This is a genomic window from Corynebacterium tuingiense (genome assembly GCF_046718165.1).
Lineage (GTDB): Bacteria > Actinomycetota > Actinomycetes > Mycobacteriales > Mycobacteriaceae > Corynebacterium.
Genome location: NZ_CP177101.1, coordinates 1,798,835 through 1,824,894 on the forward strand (window position 1 = coordinate 1,798,835; position 26,060 = coordinate 1,824,894).

Here is a 26,060-nt window from a genome sequence, read left to right on the forward strand (position 1 = left end):
CTCGCACTACTCGCCGGCCAAAATTTCACTCACGTATTGTGCAACAGCAGAGACCTTAGAGATTGTTCCCGAATAGTCCATAAACGTCGGCCCCACCACACCAAGGCCGCCAAGCGTCGCCGCCTGTCCCCCGGTTCCAAAACCATACCCGGCGGCAACGACGGAGGCATCGCGCAGTTGATCCTCCTCGTTTTCGTCCCCGATCACCACGGAAACATTGCCTAAGTCCGGTACGCGTGCCAGCAATTTCAACACGACGACCTGTTCTTCTAAAGCCTCGATAATTGTGGGCAGCCCCTCCGGAAATTCGCGGGCGACGCGGGTGAGGTTGGAAGTCCCCGCCATAATCAAGCGATCGGATGGCTGTTCCACCAAGGTTTCAATGAGCGTGGTCGCCACCTTAAGCACGTGGTGGCGGATATCCAGCGGGGCGTCATCGACGAGGTGGGCGAGCTCCACGGAGGCATCAGTAAGCGTCTTGCCCACCAGCGCATTATTGACGATGTCCCGCAGGCGATACGTCTGATCCTGGTCAATGACCTCATCTAGTTCCACGTTGCGCTGATCCACGCGGCCGTTATCCGTAATCAGCACCAGCAAAACCCGCACCGGAGATAGTGTGACGACCTCGCAGTGCTTGACGCGCGAGACCTTCAAATTAGGCAGCTGCACCACGGCCGCCTGCTCAGTGACCTGGGCCAAAAGCTGCACGGAGCGGCGCAGCACATCTTCGAGGTCTACCCCGCCTTCCAAGAAGTTCAGCATCGCTTTGCGCTCTGGGGTAGAAAGCGGCTTGACCTCGTGCAGAGAATCAACGAACTGCCGGTACCCCTGCTGCGTGGGAACGCGCCCGGAACTGGCATGCTGCTGCGAAATCAGCCCCTGCGATTCCAGCACAGCCATGTCATTGCGGATGGTCGCGGAAGAAACGCCCAGCCGGTAGCGCTCTACCAGCGTTTTGGAGCCCACGGGTTCCTGGGAGGCAATGTAATCCGCAACGATGGCCCGCAGGACTTCCTTGCGGCGGGCATCAGTTGAGGTAGACACTTCTCAGCGCTCCTATTCTCTGCGGGTTAGTTTAAGTCGATGTACCGGCGTCTCTCTATAAATACAGCGTAAATCCAGTGCCAATTTTAAAAGTCTAACAAGAATAAGCCCGAATAAGGGGTTTTGGTGGTTCAGGGGCGAATATAAGAACTTTCTGACGGCGGCTAGGACTCTTCGGCGATGAGGAGATCGGAGACGATGCCATCGGCAAGCAGGCGCCCGCGCTTGGTCACGCGCACGCGCTGGCCGGCGCGCTCGAGCAGGCCGCGGTCGATGAAGTCCTCCACTGCCGGGGCAGCGTGGGCATCGAGCCAGGATTCTGGGATGCCCTCGCGCAGGCGCAGGCCGAGCATCACCTTCTCCATGTGGCGATCTGCCCCCGTTAAGGTTTCGCTGTCTTTAATGGGCAGCTCACCGTTTCCTATCGTTTGGATATAGCGGTTGGGGTGCTTGACGTTGTAAAAGCGCTCGTCACCTAGGTGGGAGTGGGCACCGGGCCCTGCGCCCCACCAGTTGCCGTCGACCCAGTAAATGCGATTGTGCTCGCATTCTCCGCCGGGTAGCGACCAATTGGAGACCTCGTACCACTCGAAGCCGGCATCCTCGAGGGTCGTAGAAATCATTTCATAGCGCCGGGCCAGCACATCTTCATCCGGGGCGGGCAGCAATCCCTTATTGACCTTGCGGGCCATGCGGGTGCCGTCTTCTACGATGAGCGAGTACGCGCTGACGTGGTCGACGCCGGTCTCGAGCACGCGGTCCAAGGTCTCGCGGACGTTATCATCGGTTTCGGTGGGCGTGCCGTAAATCATGTCGAGGTTGACGTGTTGGAAACCGGCAGCACGGGCTTCGCGCGCGGCGTCAAACGCACGTCCAGGGGTGTGGGCGCGCTCGAGCACCTGGAGCACGCTGTGCGAGGCAGACTGCATGCCGAGGCTGATGCGGTTAAAGCCGGCATCGGCAAGCGCGGCAAAGTACTCCGGCGAGGTGGACTCCGGATTGGACTCGGTGGTGACCTCCGCGCCTGGGGTTAGGCCAAAGGTAGAACGCACCGTGTCCAGGATGCGGCTCAGGCCCTGGCCTCCCAAGAGTGAAGGCGTGCCGCCGCCAATGAAGACGGTATCCGCGGTGCGCCCCACGCGGGCGGCCGCCATCTCCAACTCCTTGTCCAGGGCGTCGAGGTACGGGCCAGTGAGATCGCGCGGGCTGCCCAACTCGCCGGGGGTATAGGTATTGAAATCGCAATAGCCGCAGCGGGTGGCGCAAAAGGGAACGTGGATATACAGCCCGAATGGTTCAGTCATGAATCAAACCCTAATAGGAGGGGAACAAAATGGCCGAAATGGGTGTTAAACATGTAGTATATTGCCAACTTCCCGCGTATAGAAAGGTACCTTCAGTGGAGCCTCCCAGTCGATGTCCCCGCCACCTTATAGGCGGTGGGGAGTAACTCATGTTATCGGCTATTTTGATGATCCTGGCAGGCTTTGTCGTCATCGGGCTCATCATCGTCGCGAACGCCTACTTCGTGGCGCAAGAGTTTTCATTCATGTCCGTGGACCGCACCCAATTGCGGTCCATGGCCGCTGAAGGTGATAAATCCGCCCAGCGCGCGCTCGACATCACCAAGCGCACCTCCTTCATGCTTTCCGGCGCGCAGCTCGGTATTACCATTACCGGCCTGCTTATTGGTTATGTGGCAGAGCCCCTGGTGGGCCAGGGCCTTGGCGTGCTGCTTGGCGGAGTGGGAATTCCCACCGGCGTGTCCGTGGCTATCGGCACCATCGCGGCGCTATTTATTTCCACCATCGCCACGATGCTCTTTGCGGAGCTTTTTCCTAAGAACTACACCATCGCCGCGCCCATGAAAACGGCACTGCGCCTGGCCGCATCCACGCAGTGGTACTTGCGCATTTTCGGCTGGCTCATCCGCTTTTTCGAGTATTCCTCCAATGCGATTTTGAAGCTCTTTCGCATCGAGCCGGTAGAAGACGTCGACTCTTCCGCTACTGCCGATGACCTCGAATCCATCGTGGATTCCTCGCACGAAACCGGCGTCTTGGATGAGGACACGTACATGGTTTTGGACCGTTTGCTCGACTTTCCCGAGCACGACGTCGAGCACGCCATGATCCCCCGCTCCCGCGTGGACGTCATTGACCCCGGCACCACCCTGGGTGAGGTGCGCGAATTGATGTCTGAAAACCACACGCGCTACCCCGTCATCGATGATGAGCACAACCCCATCGGCGTGGTGCATCTTTTCGATGTCCTGGGATCCGATCTCCCTGCCGCCACCAGCGCCACCGCCATCATGCGCGAGCCCCTGGTGGTTCCGGAGCTTATGCCGCTTCCCGATGTCGTTGATGAGCTGCGCGGCGAAGAACAAAAGCTGGCCTGCGTCATCGATGAGTACGGCGGATTCGTCGGCATCGTCACCATGGAGGACCTAGCTGAAGAGATTCTTGGCGATGTCACCGATGAGCACGATTTCGAGGAAACCGAAGAAATCACCGAGCAGGACGAATCCCACTGGCTGGTCGATGGCGATACGCCGCTGGATGAAATCGAGCGCGCCATTGGCCACGATCTTCCAGAGGGCGATTTCGAAACCATCGCCGGCCTGCTCATCGCGCACGCCGGCGCCCTGCCAGAGGTAGGCGAGGTCCACACCATCGACCTAGAGGCCGAGCCGGACGACTGGGTGGATCAGGACGAAGCACCGACTCGCTCCATTCGCATGCGCGTGGATGACGTAGACCGCCACGTGCCATCCTCCCTGGCCATCGAGCTTATTGAGGACTACGTTCATGACAGCGAAGAAGAAGAGGAGGAGGCATAATGACCGATACGTGGTGGTTCAACCTCATCGTCACGCTGCTCATTATTGCGGCTTCCGGCTTCTTCGTGGTCATCGAGTTTTCCCTCATGGGCTCGCGCCGCAACCGGCTTGAAGAAAACGCGGAATCCTCGCGCACCGCCCGCGCCGGCCTGCGCTCGCTCAATGAGCTGACCATCATGCTGGCGGGCGCGCAATTGGGCATTACTGCTGCCACCTTCGTGCTCGGCGCCGTGACCAAGCCCTGGGTCCATCACCTCCTGATGACCCCGCTAGAGGCCCTTGGCCTGCCGCTGGGCATTGCCGATGTCGCCAGCTTCATCCTCGCGCTATTCATCGTCACCTTCCTACACTTGGTGCTGGGTGAAATGGCGCCCAAGTCCTGGGCCATCGCCCACCCAGAATCTGCCTTGCAGGTCATTGCCGTCCCCGCCCGCGGATTCGTGTGGGTCTTCCGTCCGCTGTTGAAGTGGATTAACACGATGGCCAATAAGTTGGTGGCCATGACGGGTGAGGAACCGGTCGACCGCGCCGGCGCTGCCGGCTACGATGCCGAGACGCTGCGCACCTTGGTCGAGCACTCCCGCGAGACCGGCGCGCTTGACGATAATTCCGCCAACCAGATTTCCGATGTCATCGAGCTCGAGAACTCCACGGTGGGCGCCATGGCGCGCGCCCACGGCTCCGAAGTTGTGCCCCTGCCTTCCGATGCCACGGTGGAACAGCTCCAAGAGCTCGTCCTGCGCAAAAACATCATGCGCGTGCTCGTCTTCCCCAAGGATTCCCGCGTTCCCCGCGTGGTGCACGTACGCGATACCCTCATGGCGGATCCCGATACCCCCGTCCTCGAATTCTCCCGCGCCCCGATCTCCGTCTCTTCCGCCACCACCGTGCAAAAGACGCTCGATCACATGCGCGCCCGCAATGAGCAGCTCGTGGTCGTAGGCAAAGCGGACAAAGACAAGGCCGTGTGGATCCTTACCTGGGATGACATCATGGGCCAGCTGTGGCCGCAGATTACCGAGCAGCTGGACAAGGTCACCCCTCCCCCTGCGGTATAGCGTCCTCACCGAAACCAACCAGTCCCGTTGGTTTCGGTACCTAATAGTTTTATAAACACAATTCAAAAGATAAACAAGCGTACACAAGCGCGGTGTTTTACACTTGAGCTATGACCCACCGGAAGAATCCGTTTACCGCCACGCTTGGAGCCACGCCTCCCTACCTAGCTGGCCGTAAAGACTCCATTGAGGAGTTCGCTTATGCCTTGGACGATGGCCCCGGATCCCATGAACGTATTTCTCTCGTCGTGGGTCCGCGCGGTATCGGCAAGACGGTGTTGCTCAATGCTTTCGAAGACACCGCGTCAGATCACGGTTGGCGCATCCTTAATGACACGGCATCTGCCGGTTTTGCAGAGCGGCTCCGAGCTGAAATTATTAATACCCTTCAACTCAACCGCACAGCGCTAAAAGGTTTCAACCTGCACCTTTTTCAATTAGGCATAGGGATGGAATGGGATCCAAGGACATTATCCGTGGAATCCTATCCCTTAAGAAGGGCTTTGAAAGACCTCCTCCATGCGCAGCGCGAACTCGACCGGATTTCCCACGGCGAGCCCACCGGGGTGCTCATTACGTTGGATGAAATGCACCACCAGCGCAGTGATGAGGTCATCGATTTTGGTGCTACCATCCAGCACCTCGTGCGAGAAGGGGAAAATATTGCCGTGGTCATGGCAGGGATCCCTTCCTCGATTAAACCGCTTTTAGCCAGCCAGGATGACTCTAATCCTGTCACTTTTCTCCGCCGTGCGAACCGTATTGAATTGGACCGAGTGGCGGATACGGACGTCCGGAAGGCACTCAAGGCTCCCGTAGAAGAAACAGAGGTTAATTGGGACAAGGACGCGCTGAAATCTGCCGTATCCGCTTGCCAGGGATACCCCTTTATGATTCAGCTCGTCGGCCTATGGGCTTTCCGCCACCGAACAGACAATACGATTTCGGTGGAAGCTGCGCAGGAAGGCATTTCCAAAGCACGACGAAAGCTAGGGCAGCTAGTCCATGAGCCCGCCCTAGCGGAGCTTTCCCCCATCGATCGGACATTCCTGCTCCATATGGCGCAAGACAATGGCCCCTCATCCATGAGTGATATCACGGCCCGCCTAGGAAAAAGCTCGCAATATGCATCCAATTACCGCCGCCGCTTGCTTGACTCGGAATTAATCGAGATACCAGCCAGTGGCCAAGTAGACTTTGCCCTGCCCTACCTTCGAGATTATTTGCGCGAGCATGCCGCTAGCTTGGTAATCGATTCGTACTAATCGAGCTCAGTCGCGCAACCCACCCATAGCGCGGGTGTGGATAACTTAAGCTCGTGGCGCCACTCGAGCACCACGGTTCACACTTAGTGAAGATTCAACGAGAACTCCACAGCCTCGCGCGCATTCGGGTAGCAGGCATCGTGCGCCTCATATGTGCTCGGGGTCATGAGCAAAGCACTAACTAATATTCCTTCCATCCGGCACAACCATCCCACCTTCGGCCGCGACCTCGATAACGGCACCTACCTCAAGCTCGCGCCCCGCATCGCGGTACACCGCGACCATTACCACGGTTTGAGCCTATCCTCCCAGCTGCGCCTGCGCGCCATCGCCGCCGCCCGCAGCGCTTATACCGCGGTGCTCATCTCTAAGTCCGCCGCCCGCGTCCACGGGCTATGGGTGCTTGCCTCCGCGGAAGAAAAGGTGGAAATGGCCCTTCCCCATAACTCTTTACCCAATAAAGATCGGCGCCATCCAGAACGCATGTACCGCAAAACGAAATTACCCGAACCGATGCTGGTGCATGGCTCCCGCACCGTTTCGCCAGCCCGAGCTGTGATCGATATCGCCCGATTCCACGGTTTTCGCGAAGGCCTCATTGCCGCCGACTCTGCCTTGCGGGCAGGGATAACGAAGAAGAAACTCAGGCAGGAGTTCGCGCGGATGGGCAGGGTGCGCAATAGCGCGGTCGTCCGGGACGTGATCCACCACAGCTGCGCCGCCTCCCCGTCTCCCCATGCCTCCTTTGCCCGCGCCCTGCTCATCCAGGCGGATTTTCCGTGGCCAATGTTTTTCGAGGTTCAGTACACTGCCCTTCCCGGCATTACCGCGGAGTTGTGTATCAATAAGACCTACATCATCGACATCACTGAACCGAACGATGACCATACGGCCGGGGCCTCTTCCACAGCCGTTGGGCGGCCAGACGACGCCGCGGCCACCACGATGCCAACGAAGCCGCGGGACCAAACCGGCCAATCCCGCGAAAAGCGCCTGCACGATGCGGGTTTTACCGTCATACGATTTTCCCCGCGTCAATTAGTACAGCACCCGGAACGCTTCATCACTGAGGTCACTGCCACTATCTCTGCGCGCCAGAACGCGGTACGCACCCAGTGGTCTCGCCGCTGAATTCTCACTAGCACCGGAGATTTCGGCAGGTTCGCGGGATGGTCATTTACAGATGAAACGGCCACCGAGAGAGGGAATCTCGGTGGCCGCTAAAATCCCCTTGCTTTAAGCAAGGAAGTCTAAAGTAGCTATGCAGTTGTGGCCCGGCGGGCTGCCTCGCGCTTGGCGCGGACTTTTTCTACGACCGCGGCAATGCGGGCGCGTTCTTCTAGGAATTGCGGCGGGTTATGCCCGCGCATGGAGCGCACGTACGCCGGGTGCGTATCGAGCACGGTGTGCTTCCACGCCTGCACGGCGATGAGCGCGGATTCCCCTGTGCACTTATACAGGTGCGGCAGGGAGACCATGTCGAGGTTGCGGGCGACGGCATCGGTTTGCGCCAGCACGTAGTCCACGACCTCACGCAGGTAATCTGCTACCGCCTGCGTGCGCTGCCGCAGCGCTTCTGCCAATTCATGCACGACGATGGGCTTGGCAATGGGATAGCTCTCGTCCAATAGGCGCGGGGTGAGCTGCTCCGGCTCCTCCGCATCATTCGCGCCTGAGGGAGCGGCAGAAATGGTTCCTGAACGCACGCCGGACACTAGCGCTTGGCGAAGCCCAATTAGCTCACCCACGCAGCGCCCCGAGTCCACGCGGGCATCGTCGACGATATCGCCGAGTTCTGCCAAGCAATCCATGGACAGTTCCTCATCCCAATCCTCGATTGCTTCAATGAGGTGCTCGAGGTATTCCGCGACTTCGTCGCCGATATTATAAATCTCCTGGGTGAGCTCGCGGTGACGCAGCTCGGCGGCGATCTTCTGCATAGGCTTCGAGCCACTCCTTCCGCGGTTTTCTTTTTCTAACCTCTAGTAGAGGTTGAGGTTTTCGGCGACGACTCATGACTCTATGCCAGATCGTCCACCGCGAGAGCGCGACACTCCGAAGCGTTTCACAGGTTTATGGCAGGTTCGCGCTTGCGTCCTTTTTGACCTGCAAGAAGAAAAACACCCGAGGAATAAAATCCCCGGGTGTACCCGTTTCGCGCCTTTCTAGCGCTTGTAAATGTGCTCGATGGCGCTGGCGTAGCGTTGAGCCACCACGTTGCGCTTGACCTTCATCGTTGGGGTGAGCTCATTTTCATCCTCAGTAAGGTCGCTTTCTAGGATGTAGAACTTCTTGATGCCCTCCGCGTGAGAGACTGTGGAGTTCACCTTGTTGACGGCGTCTTGCACCTCGGCGCGCAGGGTAGCATCGGTAGCCATGTCGCTCATGGAGCGGTTTTCTGGGATATTGTGGTCCAATTTCCACCGCTTGAGAATATCTGGATCCAAGGTGATAAGCGCTCCCACGAACGGCTTACCATCACCTACGACCATGGCCTGCGAAATCAGGGGGTGCCCGCGCAGGATATCCTCCATCGGGCCAGGCGATACATTCTTGCCACCTGCGGTGACAATCAAGTCCTTCTTGCGGCCGGTGATGGTGAGCTTGCCATCATCGTCGATTTCCCCCAAGTCACCGGTGTTATACCAGCCATCCTCGAAGGCTTCCTCCGTGGCCTCGGGGTTATTCCAATACCCTTGGAAGACCATGCCGCCCTTGATGCAGACTTCGCCGTCATCGTTAATGCGCAGGGTCACCCCGCCCAACGGTGGGCCGACGGTACCAATGGATTGGTCGAGGTAGTCCACGGCCGCGGCCGCAGCGGTCTCGGTCAGGCCATAGCCTTCAAAAACGGGAACGCCAATGCCGCGGAACCAATGCAATAAATCGTGGCCCATCGCGGAGCCGCCGGTGATGCAGTACCGAACATTGCCGCCCACGCCCTGGCGGATGGTGGAATAGACCAGCTTGTCAAAGAGCTTGTGCTTAATTTTCAGCAGGCGGTCTGGGCCTTCCGGCGTATCGAGCGCCTTGGAGTATTCGATGGCAATCTTTTCGGACTGCTCAAAAAGGAAGCTCTTGATGCCAGAATCCGCAGCCTTCGAGGCCGCAGAGTTGCGGACCTTTTCAAATACGCGCGGTACGCCCAAAATCACGTTGGGGCGAGAGCGGGCGAACTCGATGGAGATGGTGGAGAAATCGGACCAGTGGTTCTGCGAAGCACCGCGAATGGCCACGGCGATCGATACGGCACGGGAAAAGACATGTGCCAGGGGCAAAAATGTCAGGGTATGGCTGCCCGGCACGGCGAATACACCGATGGGATTGGTGGTCAGCGCCCTAGCTTCTGAGAGCCAATTCCGGTGCGTCAGGATGCAACCCTTCGGCCGGCCGGTGGTGCCGGAGGTATACACCAAGGAGGCAAGATCATCGGTATTGGTGGCGGCAATGCGCGCAGATACCTCGTCGGTACCAATGCTGCGGCCTTCGAATTTCAAGGTATCGATAGCAGAAGAATTAATCTCTAGTACGCGCCGCAGCTGCGATGGCGAGCCCTTCAGGTTTGGTTCACCGTCGTCTTGTAGGACTAGGTTTTCTACCAATTCGGAGTGCTCGCGGGTTTCGGTAATGGCCAGCACCGCACCGGAATCCTCGATGATCCAGCGCACCTGGGAGGCGGACGAGGAAGGATAGACCGGAACCGATGCCGCGCCGGCTGCCCAAATGGCGTAGTCCAGCAGGGACCATTCGTAGCGGGTAGCAGAAATGAGGGCAATGCGATCGCCCTGCTTCACGCCTAGCGCGATTAAGCCCTGAGCTACTTCAAAGACCTCATCGATAAATTCTTTACCGGTGACATTGACCCACTCGTAATTTGCTGGGCGGGTAAACATGACGCCGTGCGGACGCTTCTTCGCGGTATCCATTAGGGCGGTGAGGCAGGTCTCCCCCGGCTCAATGGTAAATTCCGCCGGGGTGTGCACTTGTTGCAGGGTCACGCGATATCCTTTCGCACAGCTAATAATAATCTGTGCCTACTGTACCAACCGGAGAGCGTATCAACGCGTTTCACCCACGATCGAAGCTGTAATTATTCAGGGCTTATAACACCAGAGTGGCCTATTTATTGGAGCAATCCACCAGCTTGCCCTAGGGCCACAGGCTGCCGATGAGTGCAACGATGAGAACTAGCGCAATCATGGACCACAGCGTAAGCGAGACCCGCGATTTGGGCAGGGAGCGCTTGCGGCGAACGGACTGGGAGGTGCCGGCAACCGGCGTAGTTGTAGCGCGCTCATCCTTTTTGCGCTCTGGATCCCACAGGCCTTCGCGGGGATCTACCGGCTGGATCCTATCCGAGCTGGCGCCGGGTACGTCGCCGCTAGCTGCGTTATTGCCCGCGCCCTCCGAATGTTGTTCAGCCATGGTCTTTTACTGTAGTGCCGCGATCGCGAAACTGGGAAATTAGGGCAGCGCTGCGGTCCACGGCCCACATCAGGCACCACGCAAGGCCAATCATGATGGGCACCACGATGATGACCACGATGATCATCTGTACCCACACGGGCGCCTGCACCAAGAACTGCGAAAATGCGCTGCTCACCTCAGTCAACCACTCCATGGGTTCTTATATTACTTCCCCACGGTAATCTGGCAGGTATGTCGAGCGCACAGATACCCGTCACCATTGCCACCCCATCTGGACGCATCACCGGCTTTAGCCGCGATGGCCTCTCCTACTTTCATTCGCTGCGCTTTTGCGAAATCCCTAGCCGCTTCGCCCCGGCGCGGCCACTGGAGCAGCCCCTCGACCAGGATGCACGGACACCTCAACCGGACGAGGTAGCACTCAGCATCACCGCCCCCGAAAACGCTGCGGATTGCCCCGTGGTGGTCTATATCCACGGGGGAAGCTTCGAAGGCGGCTCGCATGAGGACGAGCGGGTGCCAAGCACGGTAACTGCCCGCAAGGGCATCATCCAGGTCCGGGTGGGCTACCGCGTGGGCCTAGCCGGATTTGCTCGCTTTGCCGACGATGAAGCGGACCGCTACCGCGGCATCGATGACTGCGTGCTGGCTTTGGAGTGGTTACAGGACAATATCGAATCCTTTGGCGGGGATAAAACGAATATCACCCTGGTGGGCCAATCCGCCGGCGCGGCGATTAGCCTGTGGCTTGCCCGGCGCGATCACTACCGCGGTGCTTTTCGGCGGGTCCTCGCCCTATCGCCTGCCTATCCCCGCGACACTTTTGAACACCGCGTAGCGGGATTGCACAGGTACCTCTCGGTCCCCATCGAACAAAGCGCTTTGGAATCGCTGTCGCCCGAGGCATTAGAAAAGGGTTACAAAAAGTTCCGCAAGAAGCACCGCTATGACTTGGCCCTCGGCCCAGCGCCGATGCAGGCCTCCGAATTGGCGGATATCCCCATCGTGGTGAGCTCTACCCGGGATGAGTTTTATGATCTTCCGGCCGGCAAGCGCATCGATAATATGGCCCTGGGCAAGTTTATTTGTAATTACCTTTCCCAACGCTTCGGCTTCCCACACGGGCGCTACACGCAATGGCGCCAGCTCGCGCAGTACGTGGACCCGGACCGCCTGATGGGCCGGATGATCGGCGATTCCCTCGTTCGCCGCTGGACGGCGCAGGTAGCCTCCGGCGCGCCAGGGCCTACCTGGATGATGGAGTTTACGAGGAAGCTTAAGCCAGCGCTGCACTGCGATGAGCTCTACCCGCTCTTCGGCACCGACTGCGAGCTAAATGAGTGGCTCTACCACTTCGCCACCACCGGCGAGCCGGGTTTCCCTCGCTATGGCAGCGACCACCGCGTCCTCGAGTTTGATTTGGATACCGGGGATCGGCGCATTGCTTATGCCACCCTGGATTACGTGGCGGCGGCGTTTTATGAAGAGGACTAACTGCTACTACGCCTGAAGCGCCGTGCGCAATTCAGCTTCCGCCAGTTCCTCGCACATCCACGGGCTAAATACCGCCGGCACGGCATTGGTTGCGGCGATGAGGCGAGTTGGCTCGACCCATTCCCAAGAGTCGACCTCGTCCGAGTTCGGCTGCCACTGCGCTTGGGAGTCGAGCTCTACGCAGTAGACGGGGCAGATTTCATTTTCCACCAGGCCGGAAGAATCTACCGCCCGATAAGAAAAGGTGGGCAGCACCTCGCGCAGGTTAGATAGCGCGTCCGCGGGAATCCCTAACTCGAACTCAGCGCGGCGAATGACGGCATCGGCAGTCGGCTCTCCCGGGCCAGGATGCCCGCAAAAGGAATTGGTCCACACGCCGGGCCAGGTTTGCTTGCTCAGCGCCCGGCGGGTGATGAGTACCTTGCCTTGGCAGGTAACCCACGCGGAAAAGGCAAAGTGCAAGGCGGTGTCGGTGGTATGCACCTCAGATTTGAGGGCAGTACCAATGGCTTTCCCATCAGCACCCGCCAGGACTACCCGCTCCGTCATAGGTTCAGATCCCCCACCCAGGTGACGTTTCCAATGTGCAGGCGAGCATTCCAGAGGTTGCCTGGCGCGACATCGTAACGGTATTGCAGGTTGACCGAGGCGCCCGCGCCCAGCGGGTGATCGAGTCCCGGTGGTTCCACGCCGGGCGCGGAGTTCTCGTCATAGGGCAGGGCCTTTACCTTAGACCAGCCGCCGTTCCCGTCGGCGCGCTCAAGGACGGGGTCATCGAAGGCATCGGTGGGCAGGGCCATTTCGTTTTCATTCTTGAGCAAAATGGTCACCACGGAGCCGCCGGAATTATTATCCGCATAAACCCCCTGCAGCTCCCAGCTGACCCCGAGGCCGGCATCTTTCACCGGGCTCGCCAGGTTGGAAGTAACCTCCTTATCGTCGGTGTCTTCCGCTTGATAAGGCGCTTCTTCCGAGCTGGAGACGGTGATATTGTCCCCCAAGCCGGTCTCTTCCGGCTGGAGAATGCTGCATCCGGCCAGGGTCACGGCGAGAAGGCTGATCACGCCTGCGCCTAAAGTGTGAGAAATTTTCACCGTGGATGGATCCTTTGCACGCGAAGATAACTTTATTTCTGCACAGATACCTTAGCCGAAAGCCCGCCCAAGGTATGCATCTGGGCTGCGCGCCGTGGCGTGTGGCATACTGGACTGTCTCTTTTAGGTACTCTTCCTCCGCGCGTCTTTGAATTGAGCATCCCCCCATGAAATCCCTCGTACGCATTACCCGCAGCGCTTCTGCCCTGTGGCCTTATTATCTCGGCGTCTTGCTCGCAGCGACGGTCACCGCCGTCCTAGCGTTGATTTCACCCTTCCTTACCAGGGAAGCCACCGACATCATCGTTGAGGCGCTGCAAACAAACGAGCCGCTTGGCGATGCCCTCCGTGCCGTCCTCTTCCTAGCCCTCGCCCTTTTCCTGGCCGATGCCGCCAATGCTTTATTCCGGAATGTCGGCAGCTATATCGGCGATGTCATGGTCTCGCGCTTGCGCCAGATTTTATCCAATCGCTACTTTGCCAAGCTCTTGGCGCTGCCGCAGGGCTATTACGATAATCAGGTCACCGGCACGATCATTGCCCGGCTGGATCGCTCCATTGCGAATATCACGCAGTTTATCCAGTCCTTTGCCAATAACTTCTTCACAATGATCATCCAGACCATCGCGGTCTTGGCCATTACCGCCTGGTATTACTGGCCGCTGACCATTTTATTGGCGCTGCTTTTCCCCATTTATATGTGGCTGACCGCGCTAACCTCGAAGCGCTGGCAAAAATTTGAGGCTGTTAAAAACGAAAACATCGACCAGGCCAATGGCCGCTTTGCTGAAGTTATAGGCCAGGTCAAGGTCACCAAGTCCTTCGTCGCCGAATCCCGCGAGCTGGACCATTTTGCCCAGCGCTATGGCACCGTGGTCGATACCACGCGGCCGCAGTCGCGCTGGTGGCACATGATGGATACCTTCCGCGGCATCGCCATGGCGGTTATCTTTTTGGGTATCTACGCGGTCATCTTCTGGCGCACCCTTGAAGGCCACTTTTCCATCGGCGATATGGTCATGCTCTTGCAAATGGTCACCATGGCCAAGCAGCCCGTATTCATGATGAGCTGGATGATCGATACGGCCCAGCGCGCTATCGCCGGCTCACGCGACTACTTCAAGGTCATGGAAGAAGACTTAGAGCCCACCGCCCCGCGCGAGCTGGTCGCAGCAATCACGGATTCCGGCACCCCCGATCTCAACCTCACCCCCATCGCCCCATTGGAGCCAACGCCCGGCGCGCCAGTCTTTGCCTTTGATGATGTCTCCTTTGCCTATGAAGAAGGAAAGCCCGTCGTCAACAACATCTCCTTTACCGCCCACGAAGGCCAGAAGGTCGCGCTCGTGGGCGAATCGGGCGGCGGTAAATCCACCCTGGTCAACCTGCTGCTGGGCTTTTATCACCCCTCGGCCGGCCACCTCGATGTACTGGGCCACCGCGTCGATGACCTCACCGCGTCTCGCTTGCGCGCATCGGTCGGCGTGGTCTTCCAAGAGTCCTACCTCTTTTCGGGCACCATCCGCGACAATATTGCCTATGGCAAACCTGGGGCCACGGAGGAAGAAATCGTGGATGTGGCCAAGCGCGCCAATGCCCATGACTTCATTGAGGCCTTTCCGGATGGCTATGACACGGTCATCGGCGAGCGCGGGCTGAAGCTTTCCGGCGGGCAGAAACAGCGCGTGTCCGTCGCGCGCGCCATGCTAAAAGATGCGCCCATCCTGGTGCTCGATGAGGCCACCTCCGCGCTTGATACGAAGGCCGAACGCGCCGTCCAAGCCGGCCTGGATGAGCTGATGAAGGACCGGACCACGCTAATTATCGCGCACCGCCTATCCACCATCGCGGATGTCGATACCATCATCACCCTCGAGGCAGGGCGGATCGATGAAATGGGCTCGCCTGCCGAACTCGCGCAATCCGGCGGTATCTATGCCGAGCTGCTCAAACTCACCCAATCCAGCTCCGCCGCGGACCGCCGCCGGCTGAAAAAGTACGGCTTTGTCACCGGCACTAATTCCCACAGCGAGCACGGCGAAGAAAGTGAATAAATCCACTGGGACTGCTGCGCTTAAAGCGTTAAGCTTGTGTGCATGCAGTTTCCTAGCCTAGAAGAGTTGCAAGCCCGCGGTACCCGCAAGTGGACCGTCTTTGACGAGGACATCCTCCCGCTGTGGATCGCGGAGTCCGATTTCCCCACCGCCCCCGCCGTCAAAAAGGCGCTGCAGGAAATGGTGGATAATGAAACCTTCGGCTATACCCCCTCCCCCAAAGCCTCGGGGCTGCGCGAGGCAGTCGCCGATTTCTATGCGGAGCGCTACGACTGGCGCCCCAATGCCGATCACATCTTCTGGATAGGCGATGTCGTCCGCGGCCTCTTGCTCGGCGTGCAGTACTTTACCCGCGATGATTCCCCCGTCATCGTGCCCGTGCCCTCCTACCCACCGCTGCTGGAACTACCCCGCACGGCGGGGCGCGAGAAGATCGAAACCAGCCTCGAGCTAGATGAGATTGAGCAGGCTTTCAAGGACGGCGCCGGTTCGATTCTCCTGGCCAATCCCTATAACCCGCACGGCCACGTCTTGTCGGAGGACTACCTCCGCGGGCTGGTGGAGTTGGCGGAGAAATACGATGCCCGCATCTTGGCCGATGAGATCCATGCCCCGCTGGTTTATGAAGGAAAGCATATCCCGGTGGCATCGCTAAGCGAGGAAGCAGCGCAGCGCACCGTCACCGTCACCGCCACCTCCAAGGCCTTTAACACCGCGGGACTTAAGTGCGCGCAGATCATCTTTTCCAATGCCGCCGATGCCCAGAAGTGGAACGGGCTTACCGGCGTGGCCAAAGACGGCACCGGCACCTTGGGCGTGCTTGCCGCAGAGGCCGCCTACCGCCACGGCGGGGACTTCTTGGACGAGGAAATCGAGTACCTGCGCGAGACCCGCGACTGGCTGGTAGAAGAACTGCCGCAGCGCATCCCCGGGCTGAAGACCTCGCAACCGCAGGCCACCTACCTGTTGTGGCTAGACTTTTCCGATACCGCCATCGCCGGCAATCCCCAGCCCGCCAAGTGGTTGCGGGAAAACGCCCGCGTGGCCCTCAACGAGGGCGATACCTTTGGCACCGGTGGCCCGGGTCACGCGCGGTTGAACTTCGCCACCTCCCGCGAAATCTTGGGCGAGGCACTCGACCGCATGGAAAAAGCCTTCGCCGAGCTCGACTAGTTCTCAGCCGCCCTTTCTCCTCGCCCCATCGCACACGCGATGGGGCATTTATTGTATTTTCACCATGCTTTGATTTCTCAACAGGTGGGCAGTAATATCTCATTACACGAATAGTCCCTATAGGGCTACAGAATTCGCATTCTCGTTCGCGTCGCTTGCCACCACGGCCCTCGGCGCGGCCGACGGTTTTAGTACGCAATGTTAAGGAGCCAGGATGGCTACCACCACTGCCTCAGGCACCCCCAAGAGCAAGGCCACCGTTGTCATTGCCTCGCTCATGCTCTTTTCGATGTTCTTCGGCGCCGGCAACCTCATTTTCCCACCGATGGTGGGCGTTTCCGCCGGCACCAACTTCTGGCCCGCCGTGCTGGGCTTCCTCGCCGCCGGCGTGCTCTTGCCCGTCCTAGCCATCATCGCGGTCGCGATTTCCGGCCGCTCCGTCCGTGACTTAGGAGCAAATGGCGGCGCGATCTTTGGCGTCGTCTTTTCCGCCCTGTCCTATCTTTCCATCGGTGCGTTCTACGCGCTTCCGCGTACCGGCGCGGTATCCATGGAAACGGCGATCACTCCCCTGTTGGGCTGGGAAGGCACGATGGCCAGCGGTGCATTCAATACCGTCTTCTTCCTTATCGCGCTAGGCCTGGCGTGGAAGCCCAATTCCATCATCGATACGCTGGGCAAATTCCTCACCCCAGCCCTGGTGGCGCTGCTGGTGGTCCTCATTACCTTGGCGGCGCTAAACCACCCGCGCGACCCCCAGATGCCCACCGAAGATTATGCCTCTTCTCCCATGGTCACCGGCCTTTTCGAGGGCTATAACACCATGGACGCCATCGCTGGCCTGGCCTTTTCCATCGTCATCGTGGGTTCCCTGCGCTCTAAGGGCTTTAAGACCCAAAAGTCCCTGGTGAAGGGCACCATTACCGCAGCGCTTGTCGCCGGCGCCCTGCTTGCCGCCATCTACCTGGGGCTGGCCTGGGTGGGCCAGACCTTGCCCGATGGCCAGTCCTATGAATCCGGTGCGCCGCTGCTTGCCGAGGCCGCCAATCTCACCATGGGCACCTTCGGCCAGGCCCTCTTCTCCGCCATCGTCGTCCTCGCCTGCCTGACCACCGCGGTGGGCCTTATCACCGCCACCTCCGCATTCTTCGAGATGTTGGTGCCGAAGACGAGTTACCACTTGTGGGCCTGCATCTTCACCGCGATGTCCATCCTCTTCGCCTTCCAAGGCCTCGACACCGTGCTGTCCATCGCGGTGCCGTTTATCACCTTCCTGTACCCACCGGCCATCTCCCTTATCCTGCTCACGCTTATCCAGCCGGCGGTAAAGAAGTCCATCGTGTTCTACTGGACGTACCGCCTTGCCCTGTGGGTATCGGTCATCTGGTCCGCCCTGACCGTTATTTCCGCACAAGGTTGGGGCACGTCCGCCCTGGATCCCATCTTGTCGCTGGCGCCGGGCCAAACAGTGGATCTCGGCTGGATTGTACCTACCGTCATCGCGGCAGTTATTGGCCTGATTGTGGATATCTCCACCAAGGCCGGGGAGAAGCACTCCAACTCCGTGACCGCGGCGGCCGATGCTGATGACGAGGCCGTCGTTGACTCGCCGCTCGATGCCGCGGCATCGCCAAAGAGCTAAGCTCTCTCCTTCCACACCCCGCCGTGGGCCCGCATTCCTCGGGCTCCGCGGCGGGGTTTTGTCTGCGATTTCAACTCAGCTAGGGACGCCGGGATGCGCATGGTCGCGCGAAAAAGTACGGAATAGCCCCGCCCCGCGTACCGTTGCACTATAGGTACTATCCCCGCGAGAAAAAGGATTATTTTCCCATGACTGATCACGCGCCACTTTCCGTATTGGACTTTTGCACCATCTATGACGGTGAAACCCCTGCCCAATCCATTAACCGGTCAGTGGAATTGGCCCAAGAAGCCGAAAAGCTGGGGTATTCCCGCATGTGGTACACCGAGCACCACAATATGAAGTCCATTATGTCCTCCGCGCCCGCCGTCCTCATCGCGCACATCGGCGCGAAGACGGAGCGCATCCGGTTGGGCTCTGGCGGCGTGATGCTGCCCAACCACTCGCCGTACGTCATCGCCGAGCAGTTCGGCACCTTGGAGGAGATGTACCCGGAGCGCATCGACTTGGGCGTCGGCCGCGCCCCCGGCACGGACATGAATACCTTGGGCCGTGCGCTGCGCCGCGACGGTCAATCCGCCGAGCGTTTCCCCGAAGACGTCAAGGAGCTTAATGCCTACCTAGAGGGCAAGGCCTATATCCCAGGCGTCAGCGCGGTTCCAGGCGCTAATACCAACGTTCCAATCTATATCCTGGGCTCGTCCATGTTCGGAGCTTCGCTCGCGGCAAAGCTCGGCCTGCCCTACGCCTTTGCCTCCCACTTCGCCCCGCAGCACCTCGAGGAAGCAACGACTTACTACCGTGAAAACTTCCAGCCTTCCGAGCGGTTTAGCAAGCCCTACGTCATCGCCGGTGTCAACGTCACCGCCGCCGATACTATGCAAGAAGCGGAGGCCGAATACGAGCGCGTGTGCTTCAACCGCGTGAAGTCCTTCGCCGGCCGCGGCAAGTACCTGACCGACCAGCAGGTCGAGCAAATCATCGAGTCTTACCAAGGCCAGCAAATCCTGGACATGCTGCGCTACTCCGCGGTCGGCACCACCAAGGAAGTCACCGAATATTTGGAGAAGTTCCAAGAGCACGCCAAGGCCGATGAGCTCATGATTTCCCTGCAGTCCAGCTCACACGAGAATGTTATTAAGAACATGCACGTGCTTGCCGAGGGCTGGCAGCTCGATCCAGCCAACGTGGCGGGCACCCCGCGCTAAGCCCCCGCCTCGCTGCGCTACACAGCGCCGCGTTGGGCCGCCCCTCGGCCTCAATGCTGGCCGCGCAGCGCCACCGAATCCGCCGCACAACAACCCGCTGGGATTGCCCTAATTAATGGCAATATATGCCTCCCCCCGAATGGTTTTAGGGCGTTTATGTGTTGAGTAACACACAAGTTATTCTTCATCTATGAAAATTTTGCGTGCGCGCTCAGCGCTGGGCTGTCTCGCGGTGGCGACAGCGCTGGGCACGGTAACAGCTTGTTCAGCGGGCCATACGGCGGTGGTAGATACCTCCGGGAACGAAGCCGCCCTGACGGTGGCGTCCAGCTCGGGAGCCACCTCGCTCGACTTCACCACCACGAGTGGGGCCGCCGCGCCCTCGGTGCTGATGGATAACGTCTATGAGACCTTGGTGCGCATCGATGAAGACGGATCCATCACCCCAGGCTTGGCCAAGGACTGGGACATCAGCGAGGATGCGAAGACCTACACCTTCCACCTGCGCGATGACGTGACTTTTTCCAACGGCGATCCCTTCACCGCGCAGACCGCCGCCTTTTCCATTAATTACGTCAAAAATGACTGGGCCAACGGCATTTCCTCCGCCATGGACCCGGTCGAAAGCGCCACCGCAGTAGATGACCACACCCTGAAGGTGCGCCTGGCTAAGCCCTCCAACGGCTGGCTGTGGTCCATGGGCACCACCATCGGCGCGATGATGTCACCTAAGGGCATGGATGACCTCGCAGCGAAGCCTATCGGCACCGGCCCCTACGAGGTGGCGGGATTCTCGCCCTCGGAATTCGTCTCCTTGCACAAGCGCGATGATTACTGGGGTACACCGTCTGAACACGATGTCACGGTGCGCTACTTCCCCGATGCCATTTCCTCGGTCACCGCGCTGCGCTCGGGCGGCGTGGACGTCGTCTGGGGCGTGGGCAACCCCGAAATCCTCGATTCCCTGGATGATTCCATCGATACCAACGTAGGCACCACCAATGGTGAAGTCCTGCTATCGATGAATAATGACCGCGCCCCCTTCGACGATCCGCGCGTGCGGCAGGCCGTGGCCTACGCCGTCGACCGCAAGGCGGCCAATGACATCGTGTGGTCCGGCATGGCCACCGATACCGGCGGCGCGCCCATGCCGCCCACCGATCCTTGGTTCGAGGGCAAGAACTACTACGACTTCAACCCGGATAAGGCCCGCTCGCTGCTAGCCGATGCCGGCGCCGAGGGCACCCCACTCACCATCACCGTGCCCACGCTCTACTACGCCCAGGCCATCTCCGAGCTGCTGTACTCGCAGCTTTCCGATGTCGGCTTCGACGTCACCCTCGAAACCGCCGAGTTCCCCGCCGTGTGGCTGGGCCAGGTCCACGGCGCCAAGGACTACCAGATGTCGATTATCTCCCACGTGGAGGCCCGCGATATTCCGGCGCTTTTTGGTAACCCGGATTACTACCTGAATTACGATTCCGCCCGCACGCGCGAGCTGCTCAATAAGGCCGATACCGCAGCGCCTGAAGACTATCCCCGCCGCATGACGCAGGTGGTGGACCAAATCATGGCCGATGCCGGCGCGCTGACCGTGATGAATATGCCGAATGTCGTTTTAACGCGCCACGGCATTAGCGGCTTGCACACAGATCAGGTCACCGACGCGATAGTCTTGCGCGATCTCACCGACAAAAAGGAGGACCAATGAGTAGCTCTCGGGCACAGGCCATAATCCGGCCGCTGCTGCGCTTTGTGCTCACGCTTTTTCTCGCCTCCCTCATAATCTTCGCGCTCATGCGCGCCGTGCCGGGCAACCCGGCGCGCGTCGCGTTGGGGGTTAATGCCACTGATGATGCCATCGCCGAGCTCAGCGCGGAACTCGGCCTGGACCGGCCGCTGCTCGCACAGTACGGCGAGTGGGTAAAGGGCCTGGCCACCGGCGATTTCGGCAAGTCACTGTCCTCGCAGCAGGACATCACCCCGCTCGTCCTTGACCGCCTGCAGGTCACGCTCATCCTCATCAGCCTGGCCATGGCCTTGGCGCTGGCCTGCGCGATTCCCATTGGCATGTGGCTGGCGCACAACCGCAATTCGCGGGTTGCCGGCTTGGTCTCTGCGGGAACGCAGCTGGGCATCGCCGTACCAAGCTTCTTGGTCGGCATCATCTTGGTGGCCATCTTTGCGGTCCACCTGGGCTGGCTGCCGGCCAATGGCTGGGTGCCGCCCAACCGCGGCGTGGGCGATTTCCTGCGCCACCTCATCCTGCCGGTCATCGCCTTGGCCCTGGTCCAGGGCGCTATGCTCACGCGCTACATGCGCTCCTCGGTGCTCGACGTTATGGACCAAGACTATATCCGCACCGCGCGCGCCCTGGGGGATTCCCCGTGGGAGGCATTGCGCCGCCACGGGCTGCGCAATGCCGCGCTGCCGGTACTGACGGTGTCTGGCCTGCAATTGACCTCGATGGTGGTAGGCGCCGTGGTCATTGAATCCGTCTTCGTCATCCCCGGCGTGGGTTCCATGCTGCTTGATGCTGTTTCCGTGCGCGATCTGACCACGGTGCAGACGCTTGTCATGTTGCTGGTCACCTTCGCGCTGGCAGTAAACATGCTTACCGATGTCGCCTACCGCCTCATCGATCCCCGAATCAAGGCAGGTGACGCACGATGAAAATGCGTTTTTCTGGTTGGCTAGGCGCCGTGCTCGTCGGCGCGGTCGTAGTAATCGCCCTCGTATCGCTGGTGTGGACACCGTACGATCCCACCCTCGCCCAACCTGGTAGCCGACTGTCCGGCCCCACCGCAGATCATCTCTTGGGCACGGACCGCTTTGGGCGCGATACCGCCTCGCGCATCATGGCGGGCGCGAAAATCACGGTCTTCGTGGGGCTCATCGCCGTCGGCATCGCAGGGCTCATCGGCATCCCGCTGGGGATTCTCGCGGGCATGCGCCGCGGCACCTGGGTAGAAGCGGTGGTCATGCGCGGCGCGGACGTGGTGATCGCCTTCCCGGCGCTCTTGCTCGCCATTATCGCCGGCGCGGTCTGGGGCCCATCGACGCTTACGGCCATGATTGCCATCGGTATTTCCGGCATTCCGTCCTTTGCCCGCGTGGCGCGCTCTGGCACGCTGCAGGTGGTCACGCAGGACTATATCGCCTCCGCCCGCATCTCCGCGGTTCCGGGATGGAAAGTGGCGGTGCGCCACGTGCTGCCAAATATCGCGGGCCTTATCATCGTCCAGGCCTCGGTGTATTTTGCCCTCGCCATCCTCGCGGAGGCGGGCCTATCCTACCTCGGTTTGGGCACCCCTCCCCCGGCCGCCTCGTGGGGCCGCATGCTGCAGGATTCCCAATCGCTGCTGAGCACCGATCCCCTCCAGGCCCTCTGGCCAGGCCTTGCCATCGCCGCCACGGTCTTGGGCTTTAACCTGCTTGGCGATGCCCTCCGTGACGCCCTCGATCCCCGCATGAAAGGAGCCACGCGATGAGCCTTTTAAGCGTGCGCGATCTCAGCCTCAGCGCCTCCGAATCCTCCCTCGTCGGCCCTATTAGCTTCGAGCTCGAGGCGGGCGAAAAGCTCGGCATCATCGGCGAATCCGGCTCCGGTAAATCACTGACCGCGCTGTCCATCATGGGCCTGCTGCCCACGGGCATTTCCGCCACCGGCGAGGTCACCGTGGCCGATCACCAGATCATCGGCGCGCGGGATTCCGCCATCCGCCCGCTGCGCGGCAAGACCATGGCCATGGTTTTCCAAGAACCCATGAGCGCGCTGGATCCTTTGATGCGTATTAGTGCCCAGCTCACCCACGCCGGCGCGCACGATACCGCCGCGGCCCTAGAAGAAGTCGACCTCGACGCCGACCTCGCCTCGAGGTTTCCCCACCAGCTATCCGGCGGGCAGCGCCAGCGCGTCCTCTTAGCCATGGCCATGGCGAGCAGCCCCGACGTGCTCATCTGCGACGAGCCCACCACCGCCCTCGATGCCACCACGCAGGACGGTGTCCTCCGCGTCATCGAGCGCGTTACCGAACAACGCGGCACCGCACTGCTTTTTATCACCCACGACCTCAATGTCATCCAGCGCATGTGCCCGCGGGTGTTGGTCATGCGCGATGGCTACATCGTGGAAGAAGGCCGCACCGAGCGCGTGCTTACTAAGCCCCGCCACGCTTATACCCAAGAGCTGGTCTCGGCCTCGCAGCCGCCCGACTTCGCCCTCACCCCGGCGGGCGAGGGGAAGGATGTGGTGGTATTGGAGGGCATCGGCAAGCAGCATGGCTCCCAGGCCGCGCTGGCGGGGATCGATCTCCGCGTGCGCCGCGGCGAGCGGCTCGGCATTGTCGGTGGCTCCGGTTCCGGCAAGACCAGCCTGCTGAAGATTGTGGCGGGCCTGGATGCCCCGACCTCTGGAACCAGCACCGTGGACGGGCGCGTGCAGATGGTTTTCCAAGACCCGCAAGGTTCACTGAACCCGCGGCTGAAGATCTGGAAATCCATCGCCGAGGCCATGCCCGGGCGCCTATCCAAGGCCGAGCAGCGCGAGCGCGCCGCCGCCGCACTGGAAGAAGTGGGAATTTCCGGCAAAGCGCTCGACCGCTATCCCCACGAGTTTTCCGGCGGGCAACGCCAACGCATCTCCATCGCCCGCACGCTGTGCGGCGAACCGGATATTCTACTTGCCGATGAAGCCGTCTCCGCCCTCGATATGTCCGTGCAAGCCCAGGTGCTGGAATTGCTCGCCCGCCTCATTGAGGATCGCGGGCTGACCCTGCTATTTGTCACCCACGATCTCTCCGTGGTGCGCGGGCTCTGCGATAGGGTCGCCGTGCTCAACCGCGGCGAACTGGTCGAACACGGGTCTACCGAGCGCGTGTGGTCGAAGCCCGAGAGCGATTACACCCGCCGGCTCATCGCCGCTGCAGGGCAATAAATTCCCACGGCGTAGGGTGGTTGCGGTAGACGTTTCTAGCGAAAGGAGTCCCGCAGGCTCGTGAGCATCGACCACCCTATCCCGCAACGCCCCAGCACCACCCAGTTGCTGACCGCCTTTAATACCGCCTCCGTGCGCTGGCCCGGTGCCCTGCGCGCGGCTTTGGCGCTGCTGATTCCCGGCGCCTTCGCCATGCTCACCGGCCACGACTACGCCATCTTGCTGCTGGCCACCGGCGCCTTTGCCGTGATTTTCGGCGAAGGCCATCCCTTTCGCACTCGGCCCCGCGTCATCCTCACCGCTGGCTTGGCCCTGACCACCGTGGCGACCGTGGGCGTACTGGTCGGCCACCTCATTTTCGTCCCCGGGCACGGGCAATGGTGGCTGCTGCTCGCTGGCCTTTATTCCCTCCTGCTCGCCGCGCTTTGCGGCTTTACCCAAAACGCGTTGCGCTTGCCACCGCCGGGTGCCTTCTTCCTCGTCTTGGTCGGCGGCGGTTCGGTGATGCTAGCGCGGACGGATACGAGCGTCGGCCAGCTATTCTTGTGGTCCCTGACCGGCGTGCTGGCCAGCCTGATTTTGGGCATGGCGCCCGCGCTCATTGATGTGCACGGCCCCGAACGCCGCGCCGTCGCCGCCTTGGAGAAGGCCACCGCTGCGTTTGTCTCCGGCGAGGATGATTCCCTCGCCCGCCACCACCAGGCCCAAACGGCGCTGTCGACGGCGTGGCAAGCGCTTGCCGATGCCGGCGTCATCCGCGGCGGCCGCATCATCAATACCGCCGCCGCGGGCTTGGTGGATCGCACTTTGCAGGCCCAAGGGCGCATCGTCGCGCATAACCGCGCGCTGGATCTGGGGTCCTCTTCGGACCTGCTGACCGATCACGCCACCGATGTGGATCCGCACCGCACCGCCATCCCGCACACCCGCCCCACCGGCCGCTACCGCATCTACCGCGCCGCGGTGCGGGATTCGCATGCCATGGTGACCACGCAAAAGATCGTGGTCTCCGCCGCCATCACAACGGTGGTCAGCCTGTCTTTAGGCTTTGACCGCCCGGACTGGGGCGTGGTCTCCGCCTTCCTCATGCTGCAGTGGGGACCGGACCACGTCGCCGGCACCGTCCGCGGCATCCACCGCATGCTCGGATCCATCGTCGGCGTCATGCTGTTTTCTATCTTCCACTACTTCGGCGTATCCGGGTGGAGCTTGCTCTTAGCCCTCGCCGCCTGCCAATTCTGCGCAGAGATTTTCGTGGCCAAGAACTACGCCATCTGCGTCATCTTCTCCACCCCGCTCGCGCTCCTGATGGGCAATTCCGCGCAGCGCCCCCTCTGGCCCACCATCCAGGCGCGCATCAGCGAGGTCCTCATCTCCATCATCGTGGCCACCATCGTGCTGTGGTTCTGGCAGCGCTCCGCGCCCGTCCGCAACCAGCACCGCTTGCAAACCCGCGCCATGGAATCCATGTCCACCCTGCTCGGGTTGCTGTTTATCAATACTCCCGAAGAGGTCCTCGCCAGCCGCCGCGACCTGCAATACGAGCTGTTATCCGAGCGGCGCGCCATGCAATCCCTCGCCGCCGATAACCCAGCCACCGCCCGCGAATTGTGGCAGCGACACATCGCCATCCAGCACGCGGGCTATTTCTTGCTCGACTATTGCTCCACGCACCCGTTTAGGATGGCGAGCAAGGAGGAGCTAGATGGCATCGTCAAGCAGATTCACGCCGCGCATGCCCAACCGCGCTAGCTTGTGGAATGCGCTGCGGTGCTGAACAATTGAGGCCACTGCCGCCGAGTTAAGGACACCGTGACTT

22 protein-coding genes are annotated in these 26,060 nt (G+C 60.5%); 14 read left to right on the top strand and 8 right to left on the bottom strand.

Going from position 1 to position 26,060, the window contains the following annotated elements:
- Positions 1 to 6 precede the first annotated feature (6 nt).
- Positions 7 to 1,047 (bottom strand): heat-inducible transcriptional repressor HrcA, encoded by a 1,041-nt coding sequence (gene hrcA / locus ACLI1T_RS08565; RefSeq protein ID WP_411702423.1) that lies wholly within the window; start codon positions 1,045 to 1,047, stop codon positions 7 to 9.
- Positions 1,048 to 1,211: 164 nt separating this feature from the next.
- Positions 1,212 to 2,351: a radical SAM family heme chaperone HemW gene (gene hemW / locus ACLI1T_RS08570; protein WP_411702424.1), complete on the bottom strand. Its 1,140-nt coding sequence runs from the start codon at positions 2,349 to 2,351 to the stop codon at positions 1,212 to 1,214.
- A 149-nt stretch (positions 2,352 to 2,500) separates the two neighbouring features.
- Here hemW and ACLI1T_RS08575 point away from each other — a divergent pair, with 149 nt between their 5' ends.
- The 4 genes from ACLI1T_RS08575 to ACLI1T_RS08590 all read left to right on the top strand — a co-directional run bounded on the left by ACLI1T_RS08575 (position 2,501) and on the right by ACLI1T_RS08590 (position 7,343).
- Positions 2,501 to 3,889 (top strand): hemolysin family protein, encoded by a 1,389-nt coding sequence (locus tag ACLI1T_RS08575; protein ID WP_411702425.1) that lies wholly within the window; start codon positions 2,501 to 2,503, stop codon positions 3,887 to 3,889.
- Complete coding sequence (locus ACLI1T_RS08580; RefSeq protein ID WP_411702426.1) at positions 3,889 to 4,947, top strand: CNNM domain-containing protein; 1,059 nt, start codon at positions 3,889 to 3,891, stop codon at positions 4,945 to 4,947. Before ACLI1T_RS08575 ends, ACLI1T_RS08580 begins: the two co-directional genes overlap by 1 nt.
- A 110-nt stretch (positions 4,948 to 5,057) precedes the next feature.
- A complete protein-coding gene (locus ACLI1T_RS08585; RefSeq protein ID WP_411702427.1) occupies positions 5,058 to 6,212 on the top strand; it encodes an AAA family ATPase in 1,155 nt (384 codons plus the stop codon).
- A 165-nt stretch (positions 6,213 to 6,377) separates the two neighbouring features.
- Positions 6,378 to 7,343 (top strand): hypothetical protein, encoded by a 966-nt coding sequence (locus ACLI1T_RS08590; RefSeq protein WP_349886652.1) that lies wholly within the window; start codon positions 6,378 to 6,380, stop codon positions 7,341 to 7,343.
- Between the two features lie 128 nt (positions 7,344 to 7,471).
- On the opposite strand, the gene ACLI1T_RS08595 is transcribed toward ACLI1T_RS08590, so the two are convergent.
- From ACLI1T_RS08595 to ACLI1T_RS08610, 4 genes are all read right to left on the bottom strand, one after another.
- A complete protein-coding gene (locus tag ACLI1T_RS08595; RefSeq protein WP_411702428.1) occupies positions 7,472 to 8,152 on the bottom strand; it encodes a hypothetical protein in 681 nt (226 codons plus the stop codon).
- 225 nt (positions 8,153 to 8,377) lie between these two features.
- A complete protein-coding gene (locus ACLI1T_RS08600) occupies positions 8,378 to 10,210 on the bottom strand; it encodes an AMP-dependent synthetase/ligase (RefSeq protein ID WP_411702429.1) in 1,833 nt (610 codons plus the stop codon).
- A gap of 151 nt (positions 10,211 to 10,361) precedes the next feature.
- Positions 10,362 to 10,637, bottom strand: a complete 276-nt coding sequence (locus ACLI1T_RS08605) for a hypothetical protein (RefSeq protein ID WP_349886647.1) — start codon at positions 10,635 to 10,637, stop codon at positions 10,362 to 10,364.
- On the bottom strand, positions 10,630 to 10,833 hold the full coding sequence (locus tag ACLI1T_RS08610) for a hypothetical protein (RefSeq protein WP_349886646.1): 204 nt from the start codon (positions 10,831 to 10,833) through the stop codon (positions 10,630 to 10,632). The genes ACLI1T_RS08605 and ACLI1T_RS08610 overlap by 8 nt, the downstream gene beginning before the upstream one ends.
- Positions 10,834 to 10,871: 38 nt before the next feature.
- Between ACLI1T_RS08610 and ACLI1T_RS08615 the strand changes: the two genes are divergently transcribed.
- Complete coding sequence (locus tag ACLI1T_RS08615) at positions 10,872 to 12,134, top strand: carboxylesterase family protein (RefSeq protein ID WP_411702430.1); 1,263 nt, start codon at positions 10,872 to 10,874, stop codon at positions 12,132 to 12,134.
- Positions 12,135 to 12,140: 6 nt separating this feature from the next.
- On the opposite strand, the gene idi is transcribed toward ACLI1T_RS08615, so the two are convergent.
- Positions 12,141 to 12,683: an isopentenyl-diphosphate Delta-isomerase gene (gene idi / locus ACLI1T_RS08620; RefSeq protein ID WP_411702431.1), complete on the bottom strand. Its 543-nt coding sequence runs from the start codon at positions 12,681 to 12,683 to the stop codon at positions 12,141 to 12,143.
- On the bottom strand, positions 12,680 to 13,198 hold the full coding sequence (locus ACLI1T_RS08625; protein WP_411702432.1) for a hypothetical protein: 519 nt from the start codon (positions 13,196 to 13,198) through the stop codon (positions 12,680 to 12,682). The genes idi and ACLI1T_RS08625 overlap by 4 nt, the downstream gene beginning before the upstream one ends.
- 197 nt (positions 13,199 to 13,395) lie before the next feature.
- On the opposite strand from ACLI1T_RS08625, the gene ACLI1T_RS08630 reads away from it, so the two are divergent.
- From ACLI1T_RS08630 to ACLI1T_RS08670, 9 genes are all read left to right on the top strand, one after another.
- Positions 13,396 to 15,282, top strand: coding sequence for an ABC transporter ATP-binding protein (locus ACLI1T_RS08630; protein WP_411702433.1), 1,887 nt, complete (start codon positions 13,396 to 13,398; stop codon positions 15,280 to 15,282).
- Positions 15,283 to 15,324: 42 nt separating this feature from the next.
- On the top strand, positions 15,325 to 16,455 hold the full coding sequence (locus tag ACLI1T_RS08635) for a MalY/PatB family protein (RefSeq protein WP_411702434.1): 1,131 nt from the start codon (positions 15,325 to 15,327) through the stop codon (positions 16,453 to 16,455).
- Between the two features lie 214 nt (positions 16,456 to 16,669).
- Complete coding sequence (gene brnQ, locus ACLI1T_RS08640) at positions 16,670 to 18,097, top strand: branched-chain amino acid transport system II carrier protein (protein ID WP_349886639.1); 1,428 nt, start codon at positions 16,670 to 16,672, stop codon at positions 18,095 to 18,097.
- Positions 18,098 to 18,285: 188 nt separating this feature from the next.
- Positions 18,286 to 19,305 carry an LLM class flavin-dependent oxidoreductase gene (locus ACLI1T_RS08645; RefSeq protein WP_005278049.1) on the top strand — a complete coding sequence of 340 codons (1,020 nt, stop codon included), beginning with the start codon at positions 18,286 to 18,288 and terminating at the stop codon, positions 19,303 to 19,305.
- Between the two features lie 190 nt (positions 19,306 to 19,495).
- Positions 19,496 to 21,016, top strand: a complete 1,521-nt coding sequence (locus tag ACLI1T_RS08650; protein WP_411702435.1) for an ABC transporter substrate-binding protein — start codon at positions 19,496 to 19,498, stop codon at positions 21,014 to 21,016.
- The gene (locus ACLI1T_RS08655; protein WP_411702436.1) at positions 21,013 to 21,978 is read left to right on the top strand and encodes an ABC transporter permease; all 966 of its coding nucleotides are present in this window, start codon (positions 21,013 to 21,015) and stop codon (positions 21,976 to 21,978) included. Before ACLI1T_RS08650 ends, ACLI1T_RS08655 begins: the two co-directional genes overlap by 4 nt.
- A complete protein-coding gene (locus ACLI1T_RS08660) occupies positions 21,975 to 22,796 on the top strand; it encodes an ABC transporter permease (RefSeq protein ID WP_411702437.1) in 822 nt (273 codons plus the stop codon). The genes ACLI1T_RS08655 and ACLI1T_RS08660 overlap by 4 nt, the downstream gene beginning before the upstream one ends.
- Complete coding sequence (locus ACLI1T_RS08665) at positions 22,793 to 24,241, top strand: ATP-binding cassette domain-containing protein (protein ID WP_411702438.1); 1,449 nt, start codon at positions 22,793 to 22,795, stop codon at positions 24,239 to 24,241. The genes ACLI1T_RS08660 and ACLI1T_RS08665 overlap by 4 nt, the downstream gene beginning before the upstream one ends.
- A 60-nt stretch (positions 24,242 to 24,301) precedes the next feature.
- On the top strand, positions 24,302 to 25,993 hold the full coding sequence (locus tag ACLI1T_RS08670) for an FUSC family protein (RefSeq protein WP_411702439.1): 1,692 nt from the start codon (positions 24,302 to 24,304) through the stop codon (positions 25,991 to 25,993).
- Positions 25,994 to 26,060: the final 67 nt, after the last annotated feature.

Coding starts and splice junctions, on each gene's coding strand:
- ACLI1T_RS08655 (WP_411702436.1), top strand. CDS start 21,013: ATGAGTAGCTCTCGGGCACAGGCCATAATCCGGCCGCTGCTGCGCTTT.
- ACLI1T_RS08595 (WP_411702428.1), bottom strand. CDS start 8,152: ATGCAGAAGATCGCCGCCGAGCTGCGTCACCGCGAGCTCACCCAGGAG.
- brnQ (WP_349886639.1), top strand. CDS start 16,670: ATGGCTACCACCACTGCCTCAGGCACCCCCAAGAGCAAGGCCACCGTT.
- hemW (WP_411702424.1), bottom strand. CDS start 2,351: ATGACTGAACCATTCGGGCTGTATATCCACGTTCCCTTTTGCGCCACC.
- idi (WP_411702431.1), bottom strand. CDS start 12,683: ATGACGGAGCGGGTAGTCCTGGCGGGTGCTGATGGGAAAGCCATTGGT.
- ACLI1T_RS08645 (WP_005278049.1), top strand. CDS start 18,286: ATGACTGATCACGCGCCACTTTCCGTATTGGACTTTTGCACCATCTAT.
- ACLI1T_RS08635 (WP_411702434.1), top strand. CDS start 15,325: ATGCAGTTTCCTAGCCTAGAAGAGTTGCAAGCCCGCGGTACCCGCAAG.
- ACLI1T_RS08590 (WP_349886652.1), top strand. CDS start 6,378: ATGAGCAAAGCACTAACTAATATTCCTTCCATCCGGCACAACCATCCC.
- ACLI1T_RS08665 (WP_411702438.1), top strand. CDS start 22,793: ATGAGCCTTTTAAGCGTGCGCGATCTCAGCCTCAGCGCCTCCGAATCC.
- ACLI1T_RS08580 (WP_411702426.1), top strand. CDS start 3,889: ATGACCGATACGTGGTGGTTCAACCTCATCGTCACGCTGCTCATTATT.
- ACLI1T_RS08660 (WP_411702437.1), top strand. CDS start 21,975: ATGAAAATGCGTTTTTCTGGTTGGCTAGGCGCCGTGCTCGTCGGCGCG.
- ACLI1T_RS08575 (WP_411702425.1), top strand. CDS start 2,501: ATGTTATCGGCTATTTTGATGATCCTGGCAGGCTTTGTCGTCATCGGG.
- ACLI1T_RS08650 (WP_411702435.1), top strand. CDS start 19,496: ATGAAAATTTTGCGTGCGCGCTCAGCGCTGGGCTGTCTCGCGGTGGCG.
- ACLI1T_RS08585 (WP_411702427.1), top strand. CDS start 5,058: ATGACCCACCGGAAGAATCCGTTTACCGCCACGCTTGGAGCCACGCCT.
- ACLI1T_RS08610 (WP_349886646.1), bottom strand. CDS start 10,833: ATGGAGTGGTTGACTGAGGTGAGCAGCGCATTTTCGCAGTTCTTGGTG.
- ACLI1T_RS08615 (WP_411702430.1), top strand. CDS start 10,872: ATGTCGAGCGCACAGATACCCGTCACCATTGCCACCCCATCTGGACGC.
- ACLI1T_RS08630 (WP_411702433.1), top strand. CDS start 13,396: ATGAAATCCCTCGTACGCATTACCCGCAGCGCTTCTGCCCTGTGGCCT.
- ACLI1T_RS08605 (WP_349886647.1), bottom strand. CDS start 10,637: ATGGCTGAACAACATTCGGAGGGCGCGGGCAATAACGCAGCTAGCGGC.